Consider the following 1031-nt stretch of genomic DNA (forward strand, 5'->3'; position numbering starts at 1 on the left):
ATGTCTTGTCTAACAACGCTTTACCAATAAAGCTGAGAGGGAATCCGAACTAGGGAAGTATTCGGAGGTCTGTGCCAGATTGTGTCTCGATGCGGTAGTCTCTACTTGCGTCGCCTAAATTGGTTTAGACAAGCCCCGTCGCTTTTATGGCTGGGTTAGTGACCGATCGTGCTAAATTGTAAACCGCATTGATTGTGATTTGGATAGGCAAACCATGCGATCGGAAACCGAATCGTCTCCTTTAGAGGTTAGCAAAACCACAAAACCCCCTCGATTAATTCTAGAAGGTTTATACGCTTTCTCGCCTAATCGGGAAACCCTAGGGGGAACCTCTTATCTTATTGTAGAAAATACTGGTAATATTCTGGTGGATTGTCCTAGTTGTGACGAGAGCGAGCGGGATTTTCTGCGAGAAAAAGGAGTCCGTTACCTATTTTTTACCCATCGCGGGGGTCAGGGTAAACAGAGCGATTCTCTGCAAAGTTTACTTGATTGTGAGATTATTCTACAGGAACAGGAAGCCTATCTGCTTCCTCACCGTCAAATTACCGTTTTTCAGCAGCAAATCCAGTTATCTCCCACTTGTAGCGGTTTTTGGACTCCAGGCCATTCTCCCGGTTCCTCCTGTCTTTACTGGCAGCGTCACGGGGGGGTTTTATTTACCGGTCGTCATCTTCTACCCGACACTAAGGGTCAACCGCGACCCCTACAGACTGCGAAAACTTTCCACTGGCCGCGGCAATTGCGATCGCAAAAGATCATTTTAGACCGTTTTAGCCCGGAAACCCTCTCCTATCTTTGTCCGGGGGCTAATACCGGCTTTTTGCGAGGTCGGGGAATTATCGATCGCGCCTACGAAAAAATCAGCGCCAATCCTCTTAAGTAGGGTTTGCGGCAAAAAGTTTCTCGTGGGGTGTAGGGTGTAGGGTGTAGGGTTTAGGGTTTAGGGTTTTACCGATTTTCATCTGGTCATACCAGATCTGGTTATTAAAAACTGATTATTTATTCTCCGTTTGGCATGAGTGCCTCTC

General features: G+C 46.9%; 1 protein-coding gene. It reads left to right on the plus strand.

Annotation, left to right across the window (positions count from 1 at the left end):
- Positions 1 to 214 precede the first annotated feature (214 nt).
- Positions 215 to 886, plus strand: a complete 672-nt coding sequence (locus PX636_RS12245; protein WP_288117379.1) for an MBL fold metallo-hydrolase — start codon at positions 215 to 217, stop codon at positions 884 to 886.
- Positions 887 to 1031: the final 145 nt, after the last annotated feature.

Origin of the sequence: Microcystis sp. M53598_WE2 (assembly GCF_030067735.1) — a bacterium.
In the GTDB taxonomy this organism is placed as follows: Bacteria; Cyanobacteriota; Cyanobacteriia; order Cyanobacteriales; family Microcystaceae; genus Microcystis; species Microcystis aeruginosa.